Source organism: Acinetobacter sp. YH12151, from assembly GCF_013418355.1.
Lineage (GTDB): Bacteria > Pseudomonadota > Gammaproteobacteria > Pseudomonadales > Moraxellaceae > Acinetobacter > Acinetobacter pseudolwoffii.
Genome location: NZ_VPCG01000001.1, coordinates 93648 through 110276 on the forward strand (window position 1 = coordinate 93648; position 16629 = coordinate 110276).

14 protein-coding genes are annotated in these 16629 nt (G+C 41.8%); 11 read left to right on the forward strand and 3 right to left on the reverse strand.

What is annotated here, in order from left to right; genetic code table 11:
* Window positions 1-259 precede the first annotated feature (259 nt).
* The 3 genes from FTU82_RS00475 to mnmG all read right to left on the reverse strand — a co-directional run bounded on the left by FTU82_RS00475 (window position 260) and on the right by mnmG (window position 4121).
* Complete coding sequence (locus tag FTU82_RS00475; RefSeq protein ID WP_035337926.1) at window positions 260-586, reverse strand: hypothetical protein; 327 nt, start codon at window positions 584-586, stop codon at window positions 260-262.
* 132 nt (window positions 587-718) lie between these two features.
* On the reverse strand, window positions 719-1924 hold the full coding sequence (gene mhpT / locus FTU82_RS00480) for a 3-(3-hydroxy-phenyl)propionate transporter MhpT (RefSeq protein ID WP_180100885.1): 1206 nt from the start codon (window positions 1922-1924) through the stop codon (window positions 719-721).
* 316 nt (window positions 1925-2240) lie between these two features.
* On the reverse strand, window positions 2241-4121 hold the full coding sequence (mnmG, locus tag FTU82_RS00485) for a tRNA uridine-5-carboxymethylaminomethyl(34) synthesis enzyme MnmG (protein ID WP_180100886.1): 1881 nt from the start codon (window positions 4119-4121) through the stop codon (window positions 2241-2243).
* A gap of 255 nt (window positions 4122-4376) precedes the next feature.
* On the opposite strand from mnmG, the gene FTU82_RS00490 reads away from it, so the two are divergent.
* The 11 genes from FTU82_RS00490 to FTU82_RS00540 all read left to right on the forward strand — a co-directional run bounded on the left by FTU82_RS00490 (window position 4377) and on the right by FTU82_RS00540 (window position 16154).
* Entirely contained in the window at window positions 4377-4847 is a 471-nt protein-coding gene (locus tag FTU82_RS00490) for a hypothetical protein (RefSeq protein WP_005171252.1), read from the forward strand.
* 146 nt (window positions 4848-4993) lie between these two features.
* Entirely contained in the window at window positions 4994-5881 is an 888-nt protein-coding gene (locus FTU82_RS00495) for a bile acid:sodium symporter family protein (RefSeq protein WP_180100887.1), read from the forward strand.
* 88 nt (window positions 5882-5969) lie between these two features.
* Window positions 5970-6857 carry a bile acid:sodium symporter family protein gene (locus tag FTU82_RS00500; protein ID WP_005096694.1) on the forward strand — a complete coding sequence of 296 codons (888 nt, stop codon included), beginning with the start codon at window positions 5970-5972 and terminating at the stop codon, window positions 6855-6857.
* A gap of 129 nt (window positions 6858-6986) precedes the next feature.
* Window positions 6987-7892: a 50S ribosomal protein L11 methyltransferase gene (gene prmA, locus FTU82_RS00505; protein WP_180100888.1), complete on the forward strand. Its 906-nt coding sequence runs from the start codon at window positions 6987-6989 to the stop codon at window positions 7890-7892.
* 15 nt (window positions 7893-7907) lie between these two features.
* The gene (locus FTU82_RS00510; RefSeq protein ID WP_180100889.1) at window positions 7908-8762 is read left to right on the forward strand and encodes a DUF3426 domain-containing protein; all 855 of its coding nucleotides are present in this window, start codon (window positions 7908-7910) and stop codon (window positions 8760-8762) included.
* 396 nt (window positions 8763-9158) lie between these two features.
* Window positions 9159-9428 carry a DNA-binding transcriptional regulator Fis gene (gene fis, locus FTU82_RS00515; RefSeq protein WP_001086304.1) on the forward strand — a complete coding sequence of 90 codons (270 nt, stop codon included), beginning with the start codon at window positions 9159-9161 and terminating at the stop codon, window positions 9426-9428.
* A 95-nt stretch (window positions 9429-9523) separates the two neighbouring features.
* Window positions 9524-11098, forward strand: a complete 1575-nt coding sequence (gene purH, locus FTU82_RS00520; RefSeq protein ID WP_004646700.1) for a bifunctional phosphoribosylaminoimidazolecarboxamide formyltransferase/IMP cyclohydrolase — start codon at window positions 9524-9526, stop codon at window positions 11096-11098.
* Between the two features lie 162 nt (window positions 11099-11260).
* Window positions 11261-12544, forward strand: coding sequence for a phosphoribosylamine--glycine ligase (gene purD / locus FTU82_RS00525; protein ID WP_074382872.1), 1284 nt, complete (start codon window positions 11261-11263; stop codon window positions 12542-12544).
* Window positions 12545-13484: 940 nt separating this feature from the next.
* The gene (locus FTU82_RS00530) at window positions 13485-14360 is read left to right on the forward strand and encodes a MetQ/NlpA family ABC transporter substrate-binding protein (RefSeq protein ID WP_159515866.1); all 876 of its coding nucleotides are present in this window, start codon (window positions 13485-13487) and stop codon (window positions 14358-14360) included.
* A 76-nt stretch (window positions 14361-14436) separates the two neighbouring features.
* Entirely contained in the window at window positions 14437-15462 is a 1026-nt protein-coding gene (locus tag FTU82_RS00535) for a methionine ABC transporter ATP-binding protein (RefSeq protein ID WP_005171261.1), read from the forward strand.
* A complete protein-coding gene (locus FTU82_RS00540) occupies window positions 15459-16154 on the forward strand; it encodes a methionine ABC transporter permease (protein WP_005096687.1) in 696 nt (231 codons plus the stop codon). The genes FTU82_RS00535 and FTU82_RS00540 overlap by 4 nt, the downstream gene beginning before the upstream one ends.
* Window positions 16155-16629 lie beyond the last annotated feature (475 nt).

Below are 16629 nucleotides of genomic sequence, written 5' to 3' on the forward strand. Positions count from 1 at the left end.
GCCACACATTCCCCATCATGACAGAATGTAGTGTATGGGGAATAAAGACTTTTGCCTACTTTTGGTCTGTCAAAAGTAGGATTTAGCCTACACAAAGTCATTTAAATTTTTCAAAGAAAAGACAAGGCTGTGGAAAATTAAATATATAAAAATATCAAATATTTAAGCACATGGTGTCATCATATTGACCTGGTACTGAAATAAAGTTCAAATTGTGGAACAGTAGTGACCTTCGGGTGCTTTTTTATACTGAGGTGAGTTAAACAGTCAAGCCGATATAACGCGAATAACCTGCTGCGCCCAAGTCTGACTTTAAGATCAGATAATCTGAATAAGTACTGGCGGTAATTTCATCAAACATATTCACCTGATCGTCATTGGCATGCAGATCATCTACCGAACGTGGCATGCTGTGCTCAAATTCATCGGTCATATATTCAAAGCCAATATCCATGGCAATAAATAAAGTATGTTCACATGGCTGTACATATTGTTCTTCAGTCCAGTCAATAATGTTCTGCTGGCAATGTGGACAGGCAATATTATCGGTGGCCTGAATATCGAGTTCGATCAGTTGGTAAGGCATATAAAAATCAGTCAGTTTGCTATCCATCTATTTTAGCAAATTTTATCTGCCGATTTTACTCAATTAAAATATGAGCCATAACAAAGGAATCCGTAGATTCCTTTGTTATGGCAATAAAAATAGAAAACTGGCTTATTTATGAGCCGCCTTATAACGTGACAGTGCCGTGACCGCTACCGCTGATACAACCACCGCAGGTAAACTTGCCATAAGGATACCTGTAGTCCCCAAACCTAATGCCAAAATTTTCCCGGTTAATAACGGACCGGTCATGGCACCTAAACGACCTAAAGAAATGGCGCTGCCCACGCCTGTGACTTTACCTGCACCTGAATAAAAAATCGGAGAGATGCCATACAGAATAGATTGACCACCTGTAGAAAAGATCCCACCCATCACCCCGGCTAAAATTAATAGCGGAATCGAGGTACTGGTGAACAACAAAACCAAGGCAACAAATAAGCCGCTGTAAATAATGGCTGCCATTTGCCACAATTTTAAACGATCTAGCAAACAACCCAAACTCAAGGTTCCAATCACCGCGCCCACCTGAAACACCAGCATCACCAGAAATGCCTGCTGTTTTTGCAAGCCTTGTTCCATTAGCAGATTAGGCAACCAGCTAATCAGAATATAGTTGATCATCAAGGTAAAAAAGAAACCCACCCAAAGCGGCACTGTATTTTTATACTGTTGCTGCTTGAACAAAACCTCGACCATGCCCGGTACAGCTTCGCCAGATCTTTTTTGCGCTACCGCTGCTTTAGGTTGATCTTTAAGAATAAAGCCCATAAAAGGGAGAAGCGCTAAAGGCGTTAAACCACCAATTAAAAATAAAGTCTGCCATTGAATATCTGGAAGCAGCATAGCCAAACCGGCGACAAAAATAGCACCAACAGGCAGGCCACAATACATCAAGCTATTGAGCTTACCGCGATTGGCTTCAGTTGCTTCATCTCCAACCACGGAAATCATGGTCGGCATTGCAGCACCCAGACCCAAACCGGTCAAGAAACGCGCAGCATATAAAACCTCGATGCTCGGTGCAATTGCAGTCAGCGACATGAACACACCAAAAATAGCCACAGACAACATCAGGACTTTCTTTTGTCCCAAATAATCCGCGATACGTCCGCCAAAGAATGCACCAAAGAGCATTCCAAAGACGCCCAGACTAAACACATAGCCCATCTGAACCTGATCTAAAGCAAAGCTTGCCGCAATTCCTTTTGCTGCAATTCCAGGAGCCTGAAGATCGAAACCCTCAAAAAATGCCACCCAAAAGCACAAGAAAATCGTCAATATTTTTCGTAATTTTTCACTATAAGGCTGTATCATGATTGATCTCCATCAATAACCTATAAATCGTTTGATAGCCTGACGATCCTATTCCCCCTATTCTTATCCTAATCTGGTCAGAGAAATACCACGACAATAGTCGGATTTAAGTTCATCAACTTGGCTCAACACCCTTTCCATTAGACCTAAAAGTTAAAATTTATAGACTTTTTACATCTTAATAATTTTTATTATCTTTATAAATAAGGCATTTAGTTAAATAGTAGTTATTTATAATTGAATGATAGCCGAGACTTATACAAAAATATCAGCCGATAAAAAGCCCGCATTGCGCGGGCTTTTTCACACTGTATTCTTAAGCAGATTTTTTCGTTTGTGCATTCTTACGAATCGTAATCATCACCAGTTGAACTGCTGCAGGCGTTACACCCGGAATACGACTAGCTTGCGCCAATGTTTCAGGACGAACATCTTTCAGTTTCAAAGTAATTTCACGAGACAGACCCGACACGATGTCATAATCGAAATCTGCAGGAATACGGGTTTCTTCAAGACGTTTCATTTGCGCGACGTCTTCATGCTGACGGTTAATATAACCCGCATATTTCACTGCAATTTCAATCTGCTCACCGACAAATGGTGATACTTCAGAATTGGTTAATTCGGCAATTTGAGCAAATGAAATGTTTGGACGTTTCAACAAATCAATAGCAGAACACTCTTTAGACAGATCTGCACCGGTCATCTCAACGAATTTCTTACCCATTGGATTGTTTGGTGCAGCCCACAGGTGTTGCAAACGGCCTGTTTCTTTTTCTACTGCTTCCATTTTCTCACAGTACACTGCCCAACGCGCGTCATCCACCAGACCCAATTCACGACCGATCGCAGTTAAACGCTGGTCGGCATTGTCTTCACGTAACATCAAACGATATTCAGCACGTGAGGTAAACATACGGTACGGTTCTTTGGTGCCTAACGTAATCAGGTCATCTACCAATACACCCATATAGGCTTCATCGCGTTTTGGTGTCCACTGCTCTTGATCCCAGGCACGACGTGCAGCATTTAAACCTGCCAGCAAACCTTGTGCACCTGCTTCTTCATAACCAGTGGTTCCATTAATTTGACCAGCGAAATACAGGTTATTAATGGCTTTGGTTTCAAGGGTAAATTTCAACGCTTGCGGGTTGAAATAATCGTACTCGATCGCATAACCCGGACGCAAAATATGCGCATTTTCCATACCACGGATTGAGCGAACCAACTCAAACTGCACATCAAATGGCAATGAAGTTGAAATACCATTTGGATAAAGCTCATGCGTATCCAGACCTTCCGGTTCCAAGAATACTTGATGCGAGTCTTTATCGGCAAAACGGTGAATCTTGTCTTCAATTGATGGGCAATAACGCGGCCCTACACCTTCAATTTTACCGGTATACATCGGTGAGCGATCTAGACCACCGCGAATAATCTCATGCGTACGTTCATTGGTATGCGTGATATAGCAGTTCACCTGTTCCGGATGCATAGACGCATCGCCCATAAACGACATGGTTGGAGATGGGAAATCACCCGGCTGCGGTGTCATTACAGAAAAGTCGACCGAACGTGCATCGATACGCGGTGGTGTACCGGTTTTTAAACGCCCCACAGGTAAATTCAATTCGCGCAAACGTGCTGCCAATGAAATCGACGGCAGATCACCGGCACGACCACCACTGGATTTTTCCAGACCAACGTGAATTACGCCGCCCAAGAATGTACCCGCAGTCAACACCACAGTTTTGGCATCAAAACGAATGCCCATTTGGGTAACCACACCTTTGACGGTATCGCCTTCAACAATCAGGTCATCAGCCGCTTGCTGGAAAATATCCAAGTTCGCCTGATTCTCTAAGGTTTCACGAATTGCCGCTTTAAAACGGACACGGTCTGCCTGCGCACGTGTTGCACGAACTGCTGCACCTTTACGCGAGTTCAAAATACGGAACTGAATACCGCCTTTGTCGGCAGCCAGTGCCATTGCACCGCCCAAGGCATCAATTTCACGCACCAAGTGCGATTTACCAATACCACCGATGGCCGGGTTACAGCTCATCTGCCCTAAAGTCTCAATGTTATGAGTTAAGAGTAAAGTCTGTCGACCCATACGCGCTGCAGCCAGAGCTGCTTCTGTACCGGCGTGACCGCCACCGATAACAATGACATCGTATACTTTAGGATAATGCATAGTGGTAATTGAGAGATAAAAAAGGATAGCTGAGTATTATAGCAAATTTCATTCTAAAGTAGACAGATTCAGTCGAATTTATCCTGAGATAAAAAATGAATCATCCTGTACAAGAATCAAGCACTGTAATTTAACTTTGCAGAGGGACTATATAAATTAAACATATAAGTTCAGAAAATTACTCGATTTACACTGTTTAATTTTGAGTATTTTTTAAGCTATATACTGCTTACATTACAAACAAAGGTATAACTGATGAATAAGAATATTTTTCTCTCAACTGTTCTGTGTGGTTTATGTTTTGCGCCATTTGCAGCCTCAGCAAATGATAAGGTCGAAACCACTTATAATGCGCAAAAGTATCAACAGGTTTGTAAAGGCAAAACCCAAGGTGCTCAAGTCAGTTTTGCTCATCGAGGCATTATCTGGAATGGAACCTGTGAGCCACAGTTTTTCGCTTCATCAAAAAATGCTTCAATCAAAGGTGATGAAGCTGAACTCATGAGTACCTGTAGTGGCAATAGTAGCGCGACCACCGCCACCATTAATGGAACCGAAGTCAAAGGTAAATGTGCTTTAGGCTTTATGCCGCCACGCCCTCAGGGACAATCCCAAATGCACAGTCAGCCAATGCAACCACAAATGAGCCAGCCGCAAATGCAGCAACCAATGAATGACCAGCAGACTCCGCCTGATGCGCAAATGCAAACTCAGCCAGGCATGTAAGCTGTCATAGCTCTAAATAGCTTACATTTCAAGTAAAAGCTTTGACGGGCAAAGTGAATACATTTTGCCCGTTTTATATTGCTTATTTATTCAGCTCCGCTACACTTAAAATCTATCTAAAAATCAATAATAAAAAGGGATTTTTCATGGATTCGGGGTTTTTTAACTTTTTTTTGCCTATTACCTTGGCAATCATGATGATGGGGCTGGGACTCGAATTAAAAATCAAGGATTTCCTGCGCTTAAGCCGCTATCCTAAAGTCATTTTTATTGCCCTATTTACACAGCTCGTGCTGTTGACCAGTATTGCTTTCTTTATTTGCCTGATTCTGGACTTAGCTCCTTTACTCGCAGTAGGTTTAATGCTTCTGGCCGCTTCACCAGGAGGCCCAACCGCCAACCTGTTTAGCTATCTGTATAAAGGCGATGTCGCACTGAATATCACCCTGACTGCCATCAATACCATCATTTCTATTTTCACCCTGCCCTTTATTATCAACCTCTCATTACAATACTTTATGAGTCACGACTCGACTGTGACATTTCCAGTTGAAAAAGTGATACAGGTGTTTTTAATTACCCTGATCCCCGTGATCATCGGGATGCTGCTTCGAGCCAAATTTCCACATTTATCCATTACCGTCAGCAAATCGATGCGCTTCGTTTCAATTAGTTTTTTAAGCATACTCTTGATATTTGCCGTTTTTAGAGATCGTTTTAATCTCTTTGAATATTTTTCCAGTATTGGTTTAGCTACTGTGATTTTATGTTTTTCCAGCCTGTTTATTGGTTATTGCATTCCGCTACTGATGGGTATTCCAGAAAAAATGGCACGGGCCTGTACCTTTGAAATCGGCATTCATAATACGGCGATTGCGATCACCATTGCGATTTCGGTCTTAGGCGATGTCACTATGGCAATTCCGGCCGGCATTTACACCATTGTCATGTATAGTTTTGCGACTATTTTCGGGGTGATGATGAGTCGCCAATATATCGCTTATCGCCATAAAAATCGTTTATCGGATTTGTAATTTATTTGGCTGAGTCTGCGATAAAGCTGTATGCTTTTCCCAAGAAAAGCAAAAGTATTAAAATAATTTTTAACAAGGAGCATGACAGATGGATTCTGGCATTATTACGATTTTACTGCCGCTTGCGCTCGCGATTATTATGGTGGGTTTAGGTCTCGAACTTACCCTCAAAGATTTCGCCCGGGTCACCCAACATCCTAAAGCTGTTTTAGTCGCATTATTTTGTCAACTGGTCTTATTGGTCGGTATTGCATTTATCCTGTGTAAAGTTTTGGCCCTGCCTCCACTTCTTGCCGTGGGTCTGATGCTGTTAGCCGCCTCACCCGGCGGCAGTACGGCCAATCTGTTTAGCTATCTTTTCAAAGGTGATCTGGCACTCAACATCACCCTGACTGCGATTAATTCAGTGATTGCAGCCTTAACTTTACCGTTAATCGTTAATTTTTCGATTATGCATTTCATGCAGGACAGCCAGCAGATCACGCTCCAGCTTGGCAAAATTCTTCAGGTGTTTGGCATCATTATTATTCCTGTCGCGATTGGTATGCTGATTCGACATCATGCACCACGCCTGACTGAAAAACTGAATAGACCGCTGCGTATTTTTGCAGTCATATTCTTGATTCTGATTATTGTCGGGGCCATCTATAGTGAACGCACCAATATTGCCGAATATCTGACTCAGGTCGGTGTCGCCACGGCATTGTTCTGTATTTTCAGCCTGACCATCGGCTATTTTGTCCCCCGCTTAATGAATATAGATACCGCTCAGGCACGGGCCAGTGCCTTTGAAATCGGCATTCACAACAGCACATTAGCCATGACCATTGCCCTGACCGTGATGTCCAGCACTGCTGTGGCCATGCCTGCCGCGGTTTATTCAATCTTCATGTATATTTTTGCTGCCATTTTTGGTCTGCTGCTTAACCGCTTTGCACCATTAGACAGAACACCTCTTCTCTCTAAGGTTTCATAAGTCTTTATAGAGCTTTATATAGGGTGCTTCGGCATCCTTTTTATTTTGGGTATGCATCAAGAAGATAGCAGCGTTGTGTCTGAACTTCCGTTACAATAGCTTTTTGAAAAATGTATAAAGGTTATTTCTGTGAAGTGGTTACAAATTCATATTACGGTTGAACAAGCTCAGGTTGATTATACTGAGACATTACTCAGCTCACTAGGCGCAGTGAGTGTGACCCTGGATGATGCTGAAAACCAGGATTTGCTGGAACCACTTCCAGGCGAAACACCACTCTGGAATAAAGTGATTGTGACTGGTATTTATGCACAGGAAGAAGGCGAAGAAATTGACGTTGCTGCACTAGAAACCTTTATTGGTGCACAAATGCCAGAAGCGCCGATCAAGCACGAATTCATTGAAGATCAGGCTTGGGAACGCACCTGGATGGATGCGTATGAGCCAATCCAGATTGCTGAAAAATACTGGATTGTACCGGAATGGATGCAAGCACCTGAAGCCGATGCAGTCAATATCAAGCTTGATCCGGGTCTGGCATTCGGTACAGGGAACCACGCCTCTACATTCTTGTGCTTACAATGGCTCGGCAAAATTGACGTTAAAGACAAAATCGTCATCGATTATGGCTGTGGTTCAGGCATTCTCGCGGTAGCTGCCCTGCTCTTAGGTGCTAAAAAAGCATATGCCACTGATATTGACCCACAAGCAGTTCTGGCCACCCAGCAAAATGCTGAACTGAATGGTGTACTGGACAAACTTTATGTCGGCCTGCCAGAAGAATTTAGAGATGAACTCGGCACTACCAAGGCTGACGTATTTGTTGCCAATATTTTGGCTGCGCCACTAATGATATTGGCTCCTGAGTTCGCAACTTTAATTAAATCTGAGGGACAGTTCGCACTTGCCGGAGTTATCGAAGAGCAAGTTGCTGATGTTACTAGCATTTACTCAAATTATTTTGATATATTAGACGTAGAAAAACGAGACGAGCACTGGTGCCGTATCTCGGGTAAACGCCATAAGAATGAATGAGTCTACAAATAGTTTATGAGTGACAAACGAACCCATTGCCCTACCTGTTCCACCACCTACAAGGTCACAGTTGCTCAACTCACCATTGCGCAGGGTATGGTTTGCTGTCCCAAATGTACCACTTCATTTAATGCCTTATCGCATCTGGTGGCCGAAGCCCAAAACTCGGTCACCACCTCAGCGTCTCAAGACCAAACTTATTCTCGATATAACCCACCTGCATATGGTCGCGATCAACAGCAAAATACGCACAGTCTTTTATATATTTTCGATCAGAAAGTTGAACATTCAAATATCGATCTGGAAACCTATTTAAACAATCTGAACTATTTCAGTACCGAACCTATCTCGGTACTACCGAGCATGAACTGGGAAGATCAGGCAGAAAAACAGATATACCGCGGGCCAATGTACTATATTGGCTGGAGCATCTTGAACCTGATGCTATTTGGCGTATTGCTGTTCCAGTTTTTCTGGATTAATCCGCAATACATCAAAAATAGTCATATCATGAGTCTGGCCTTTAACAATGTATGCGAGGTGTTTAATTGTTCCAATCTGGAAAAATACTACACGCTGATTCAGGTCAATAAAGTCAAGATCAAGGCAACCAGTCACAAGAAAACTGAATTTAGCGGTGAGCTGATCAACTTCCATGACCGTAGCCTGGCTTTACCGATTTTAAAAATCAATCTGGAACAGCGCGGTGAAGTTGTTGCGACTTATAACCTGTCTGCCAAAGAGTATCTGATTGAAAGTCTGGTCAATATTGAACGTATCCCGAAAAACAGTCCATTTAAATTCAAATTTGAGCTTCCTGTCGATCGTAAAAGCTTTGATCGCTATAGTTTGGAAATAATTCGCCCTTAATCTGAATAGAAAGCATTAAAAAATTAAAAAAAGTTAAAAAAAATGCAGTTTTCTTGCTCACTTTTGCTTAGACAATGGTATGATACGCGCCACGAAAGCTATGTGCTGCAACTCCTCGCTACTTTTTCACAACAAATACAGTCTTGCCTAATGCGCTATAAAATTTATTGCGTATCGTGCAGATTTTTTTGTTTTGATTTTGGTCAGTAACAAAACTTTAACTATTGTTACGCTTATTTTTCGACCAAAACGTTGAGATGTGTCAAGCTATTGGCTCAATGCAATGATTAAGTTTTAGAACTCCAGTTTTAGGATCTAAAGCGGAGTTCATTTCAATTTTAGACCACTTTTTATATCGCTTTACCCAAGCGATATTTGTTTTTCGGATTAATTCGCATGAATAGCAAATCTCCTATTTTTACTGCACAATCTGATGTTGCTTTACGTATCCACGTAGATCGCGCAGTTCGCCATTATTTTGCGCAACTACAGGGCGAGCAACCATCTCAGGTATACGACATGGTGCTAGCAGAAATGGAGAAACCTCTTCTATCTGTAGTTCTAGAATATACACGTGGTAACCAAACACGTGCTGCCGAGATTCTCGGACTCAACCGTGGTACTTTACGTAAAAAGTTAAAAGCTCACGGTTTAATGAGTGAATAAATGATAAAATGCTTGCGGCTTCCGCAGGCATTTTTTTTAACCTGTAAATTGCTGATTTTGTTTTATTCTGTTCCTTGAAAACTGTGACGAAGATCATGACTATTAAACGCGCTTTAATCTCTGTGTCTGACAAGACTGGTATTGTTGAATTTGCACAAGAACTTGCTGCTCTAGGGGTAGAAATTTTATCTACAGGTGGTACCTACAAATTGTTGAAAGACAATAATGTGGCTGTAGTTGAAGTTTCGGAGCATACAGGTTTTCCAGAGATGATGGACGGCCGTGTAAAAACACTACATCCAAAAATTCATGGGGGTATCCTGGCTCGTCGTGGTCTAGACGAAGCTGTGATGGCTGAACACAACATTGATGCTATTGATTTAGTCGTTGTAAACCTTTATCCATTTGCTGCAACGGTAGCAAAACCAAACTGTTCACTTGCTGATGCTATCGAAAACATCGACATCGGTGGTCCTACCATGGTTCGTGCTGCAGCAAAAAACCATGCATCAGTCGGTATCATCGTAAATGCTTCTGACTATGCAACTGTCGTTGCCGAGCTTAAAGCTGAGGGTGCTTTATCTCATGCAACTCGTTTTGACCTAGCAGTAAAAGCATTTGAACATACTGCTCAATATGACGGCATGATCGCATCTTACTTAGGCGCTCGCGTAGGTAAAGAAGAAGGTCAGGCAGACAAATTTGCACGTACTTTCAATACTCAATTGAACAAAGTTCAAGACCTTCGTTACGGTGAAAACCCGCATCAAGCTGCTGCATTCTATGTAGAAGACACAGCGACTGAAGCTTCTGTTTCAACAGCGAAACAGCTTCAAGGTAAAGAACTCTCTTATAACAACATCGCAGATACTGATGCAGCACTTGAATGTGTTAAATCATTTGCGAAGCCTGCTTGTGTGATCGTTAAACACGCTAACCCATGTGGCGTTGCAGTATCTTTAGACGGTATTCAAGCAGCTTATGATCTTGCGTATGCAACAGATCCTGAATCTGCTTTCGGTGGCATCATTGCATTCAACCGTGAATTAGACGTTGCAACTGCACAAGCGATTGTAGATCGTCAATTCGTTGAAGTGATCATTGCACCGAGCGTTGCTGAAGGCGTTCTTGAAGTAACAGGCGCGAAGAAAAACGTTCGTGTCCTAGTATGTGGTGAACTTCCAGCAATCGATGCGCGTCAATCTCAACTTGACTACAAACGCGTAAACGGCGGTTTGTTAGTTCAAGATCAAGACTTGGGTATGATCACTAAAGATGACCTTAAAGTTGTGACAAAACGCGCACCAACTGAGCAAGAAATTGACGACATGATCTTCGCTTGGAAAGTGGCGAAATACGTGAAATCTAATGCGATTGTTTATGCGAAAAACCGCCAAACGATTGGTGTCGGCGCAGGTCAAATGAGCCGTGTTAACTCTGCACGTATTGCTGCGATCAAAGCTGAGCATGCAGGTTTAGTGGTTGAAGGTGCAGTAATGGCATCTGATGCATTCTTCCCATTCCGTGATGGTATTGATAACGCTGCAAAAGCAGGTATCAAGTGCATTATCCAGCCGGGCGGTTCTATGCGTGATGAAGAAACCATTGCGGCTGCTGATGAAGCTGGTATTGCAATGGTCTTCACTGGCATGCGTCACTTCCGTCACTAATTGATTCAAAGTCGTATTTATTAATCCCCCTAAATCCCCCTTTGTCAAAAGGGGGACTTTTCACAAATAAAGGGACATTTTTATTCGTGAAGCCCTTCTTTTTTACAGGGTGAGAAGCATGGCTTCGCAAGGTGGGATTCTATTCTTTTGAGGGATTTTTAGATGAATATTTTAGTTTTGGGTAATGGCGGTCGTGAACATGCATTGGCATGGAAAATCGCACAAGATGACAAAGTTGCAAAAGTCTTTGTTGCTCCGGGCAACGCAGGTACAGCCACTGAAAATAAATGTGAAAACGTAAATTTAAGCATTTTAGACAATGCTGCGATTATCGATTTCGCAAAAAACAATGCAGTTGAGCTTGTCATTGTCGGCCCAGAAGCTCCATTGGTAAACGGTGTCGTTGATGCTTGCCGTGAGGCGGGTGTAAAAATTTGGGGTCCAACTCAATTTGCTGCGCAGCTTGAAGGCTCTAAAGCTTTCGCGAAACATTTCTTAAAACGCCACAACATTCCAACTGCGTTCTACGATGTATTTACAGAAGTAGATGCTGCGAAAGCGTTTGTTGAAAAAAATGGTGCGCCGATCGTAATCAAGGCCGACGGGCTTGCTGCAGGTAAAGGCGTGATCGTTGCCATGACTAATCAAGAAGCATTTGATGCGATCGATGACATGCTTGCAGGCAACAAATTTGGTGATGCAGGTTCTCGCGTTGTAATTGAAGAATTCCTTGCAGGCGAAGAAGCATCTTTCATTTGTATGATTGATGGCGACAACATTTTGCCAATGGCGACTTCACAAGATCACAAACGTATCTTTGAAGGCGACCAAGGTCCAAACACGGGTGGTATGGGTGCTTACTCGCCTGCGCCTGTTGTGACTGCGGATGTATTTGAAAAAACCATGAATGAAGTGATGCGTCCTACCGTTGAAGGTATGAAAAAAGACGGACACGTTTATACTGGTTTCTTATATGCAGGCTTGATGATTGATGAACAAGGTCAACCGAAAGTGATCGAGTTCAACTGCCGTTTTGGCGACCCTGAAACTCAACCAATCATGATGCGTTTAAAATCATCTTTAGTGGATTTGGTTCAAGCAGGCTTAGACGGTAATTTACCGAAAGAAACTGAATGGGATGAGCGCAAGACTGTCGGTATCGTACTGGCATCGAAAGGCTACCCAGAAACATCAAGCAATGGTGATGTGATTTCTGGTTTAGACACTGAAATGACTGATGCAAAAGTTTTCCATGCCGGTACGAAAGCCAATGAAAATGGCGAGATTGTGACTGCGGGTGGTCGTGTACTTTGCGTAACCGCGCTAGGCAATACCATTGGCGAAGCACAAGCCAAAGCTTTGGAGCTTTGTGAAAAAGTGACATTCGACGGCGTTCAATATCGTAAAGATATCGGTTACCGTGCCATTGCACGTGAAAATGCTTAATCTTAATTTTGATTAAGAAAAACCCCGCTTGGTGCGGGGTTTTTCTTACTTTGCAATAAGGTAATTATTAGCAATCTCTTCAAATTTTTCTTTGTGCTTTAGATGCTCATGATAGTAGTCATACAAATATGGGAATTTATCGTTATAAGTTTGAACATCTACTTCAATTTTTTATATCTAAAGCATAGGTGATTTCCTCATGCAACTTATTCAAAGCTTTATATAACTCATTAAACTCGGCGTTACCTAAGCCCCTCAATGCAACCTTTTGAAATTACCTAAATTTTTGACAAAAACTGTATGCTCATCCCTAATAAATTTATGCAAATCTAATAGCAAGACTCCGACACCGACCCATTTATCCAAATGTGCACAGACGATGAAGTTATGTGCTATTTCCCAAAGAAGCTGAATCGAGATAACACCCTGATGTCTAGAACAGCGCAACGCTACTTTGATTCCATCAATAAATCATATATATCCATTTTTATGATTTAGATTGGATAAAATCTTATAAAGCTCACTATTTAAACACCCCCCTAAAAACCACATCCCTACTATAAATAAAATATTGTTTTTATTAATATTTTTATAAAACAACTTGGTTTTTTATTCAATTAAAGAGCTAAACAAGGCTTTGCTATCCAGTATATCGAATATAGATTTATTGCTATGATATCGACAATCCCAGAATGCTCAAACTACTTCATGTGCTTATAAACTATCTATTTTTTCTCTCCAAAATAGATCATTTACAATCAGGTTTGTGGCATTTCTGACTTGATCGCGTTCACCAGAACGATTGCTGTAGGCTTGGATCTTTTAGTTTAAGGCCAGTACCAACAACGATCAGGACACATACTTAGATCGTATAAAAATCTTATTTAACACGATTTAAAAATGCTTATACTCTAGGCAAGATTAAAATTAGGAAAATTTCATGAAAAAATTACTTGGCGTTTTATTGAGTGCCTCTGTATTAACTTTGACTGGGTGTGGCAAACAAGAAGCGCCTGCCAATGATGCAGCACAAGCCAAAGATGCGAATGGCCTTCAAACCGTAACCATGGCATCGACAGGTTCAGATGCAGATGTATGGCGCTATATCGCCACATTACCTGAAACCAAAGCAGCCGGCATTAAACTTGATGTGAAAAATTTCACTGACTATGTGTCAATGAACACAGCCGTTGCCAATAAAGAAATCGATGTCAATGCATTCCAGTCATATGCCTATATGGTTGCGTATAACGATGCCAATACAGCAAAAATTGCACCATTGTCTACCACCTATTTAGAACCAATGGGAATTTACTCAAGCAAAGTAAAATCTTTGAATGAGTTTAAAACAGGTGCAACCATTGCCATTCCAAACGACGGTGCAAATGAATCACGCGCGTTATTACTTTTACAATCGGCAGGTCTGGTCAAATTAAAAGCTGGCTTTGACAATGTAAAAGGCACAACAGCTGATGTGGCTGAAAATGCAAAACAAATCGTGATTAAGCCTATTCAAATGGCAACTGCAGTACGTGTAAAAGATGAAGTTGATGCAATTGTGCTAGGCAATACGCTGGCAATGGAAGGCGGTTTAAACGTATTAAAAGATGCGGTTTACTATGAGCCAATTGATCAAAGCACAAAAATGAATGTAAACGTATTAGCGGTTGCAGCAGATCGTCAAACGGATCCTGTACTGCAAAAAGTAGGTGCCTTGTATCATACGCCAGCAGTTCAAGCGTATGTCGATGAAAATTTTGGTGGCACTAAAGTTGCAGTAAACAAGCCGGTGACGTATTTAACTGAATCAAAATAGTACTATAATAGTCTTTTAGAACAGGCAAGGACGATTTCTTGCCTGTTTTTTTATCCGTGATGCAGTTTTTGACACTATGATTGAATTTAAAGATATTTCAAAACAGTATGAGCTTAAGGGTCAAACCTTGCATGCCTTGAATCAGATTAATCTATCGATTCCAACCGGCAGTATTTTTGGCATCATCGGTTATAGTGGTGCCGGTAAAAGTACCCTCATCCGTCTGATTAATTTACTTGAGCGTCCAAGCTCAGGTCAGATTATCATTAATGGAACAGATTTTACCGCACTCGATGCCAAAACATTGCGTCAAGAACGTGCCAATATCGGCATGATTTTCCAGCATTTTAATTTAATGCAAACCAAAACCGTGGCGGCCAATATCGAAATGCCTATGAAGCTTCTGGGCTGGAGCAAGGCTGAACGGGAAAAACGCCTCGAAGAATTATTAGATTTTATTGACCTGAAACATAAACGGCAGGCTTTTCCGGATGAATTGTCTGGTGGTCAAAAACAGCGCGTCGGGATTGCCCGTGCCCTTGCCAACCATCCCAAGATTTTACTTTGTGATGAAGCGACTTCGGCACTCGATCCACAAACCACCAAATCAGTTCTGCAATTACTCAAAAAAATCAATCAAGAGCAAGGTATTACCATTGTCATGGTCACTCATGAAATGGATGTAATTGAAACCGTCTGTGATTATGTCGCTGTGATGGAAAAAGGTGATGTGATTGAAACCGGCAGCACGCTACAGATCTTCAGTCAGCCGCAACACCCGACCACCAAAAATTTTATTCAAACCGTGCTTCAGCAACATTTGCCGGTCAATATTCTGAATAATCTGGAAAACCAGAATCATCACAGTATTTATTGTTTAAAATTCCTTGGTAGCTCGGCACAGGAAACGGTGATTCAGGCCGTGATTAAACAGTTTGATATCAGTTTAAATATCCTGTTTGCCAACATGACCGAAATTAATGGTTCGGTGATTGGTCAGATGTTTATTCAGCTCCTGGGTGATTCCGCAGAGATTAGCGCTGCAGTGCAATATCTGAAAGATAACGGCGTACAGGTAGATCAAGCAGGAGTACAGGCATGAGAGATTTAATTGTACAGTGGCTGACGACAATTACTGCGCCGTTCTGGAAAAGCTCGCTGTCGATGGATCAATTTGTGACAGCGCTGCAAGAAACCTTTCATATGGTGTTCTTCGCAATGCTGTTTGGCTGTATCTGGGGTTTTATTCAGGCAATTACTTTAGTGGTGACGCGTCCTAACGGCATCTTGCAAAATCGTGTGATTTATCACGGTCTCAATCCGATTGTCAATGCGCTACGTTCACTACCATTTATTATTCTACTGATTGCCGTTATTCCGCTGACCAAGTTTTTGGTCGGCACTTCAATTGGTACTTGGGCCGCAATTGTACCACTGACTATTTATGTCGGCCCTTATATTGGTCGCTTGGTTGAAACCTCATTACTGGAAGTGAATGAAGGCATTATTGAATCTGCGCAAGCGATGGGTGCAACCCCAATGCAGATTATCTTCAAGTTTGTCTTACCTGAAGCACGTAGTTCACTGATTCTGAACCTGACCACTGCCACCATCAGCTTGATTGGTGCAACAGCAATGGCGGGTGCTGTCGGTGCCGGCGGTATCGGTGATCTGGCCATTTCTTACGGTTATCAGCGTTTCGATACCTCTGTGGTGATCATGACGGTGATTGTGTTATTGATTTTGGTACAGATTGTACAAAGTCTGGGGGACTGGTTGTCCCGACTTCGTTAATCTAGTTTTTATTGTTTTTAATACTTACGAACCCTTTCTCATTATTTCAAAGTAAAGTCCTGCAACTATTTGATACGTGCCATGGCGACAGGAAGTCGCCCGTTGATCTGTGGTACTGGGATGTACCATCAGATCAACAAAGGGGTTTTGTTACTTTTGCCCCGTCAAAAGTAAGGCACAAATATTACAAAGTTAAAATTGAAGTAAAAATAACGAAATTCTATTTTTCAAATAATGTCATGAATAAACTTACTAATATTTAAAATTCTTCTTTTACTTTTGAAAGCACTGCTATGCAAGGTAACAAAAATCTTCTGTTGGCTTGATGGTACTTCCTTGTGCCACAGATCAACTGGCGACATCCATGTCGCTAGTCAGAAATTCAATTTCGGTTAACAATCCCATCTCGTTATAGATATGAACAAAGCCCCAAATCAACATTTAATTAAAATCTAAAAGTTCAGCATTTCCCCTC